The 439-nt window shown below is 60.8% G+C and carries 1 pseudogene; it reads left to right on the top strand.

Features of this window, described 5'->3' with window-relative positions:
* Positions 1 to 314: pseudogene (locus CDV44_RS27135) on the top strand (hypothetical protein); the annotation flags it as partial.
* Positions 315 to 439 lie beyond the last annotated feature (125 nt).

Raw genomic sequence — 439 nt, 5'->3', positions numbered from 1 at the left:
ATGGCGTCGAGTGGGCGACCGACGCTGTTCTCGCACGCGAGAAGGCGTTCGGAGAGCGCCTGAAAGCCGCGAGTCTCGACTTTCAGGACAAGTTTGGTTATCCGCCGGGCAAGCACGGTCCGGAGTCGCTCAAGCTCGCCTCGAAGTGGATTGCTCACCGTTTCGGCTGCCTGTCGCTCACGTTGGAAATGCCGTTCAAGGACAACGCGAATCGTCCCGATGCGCAAGTTGGCTGGAGCGGTGCGCGAAGTGCGGCGCTGGGTGCATCGATGCTCGCGGCGATCTGGTCGCAGATGCAGGCGGACAATGCCTGAGCGCTAAAGCGCTGAGTGCCTGCAGACATATAGGGACGTAACAAAGCACGACGCGCAATGCGTCGTGCTTTATTCGCGCACCGGATCGCGTTGCGGCGATCAGTTGTTCGTCTTCTTCGTCGTGC

Origin of the sequence: Pandoraea sp. PE-S2R-1, from assembly GCF_002179865.1 — a bacterium.
Taxonomy (GTDB): Bacteria; Pseudomonadota; Gammaproteobacteria; order Burkholderiales; family Burkholderiaceae; genus Pandoraea.
This window is presented reverse-complemented; position numbering and strand designations above follow the sequence as displayed.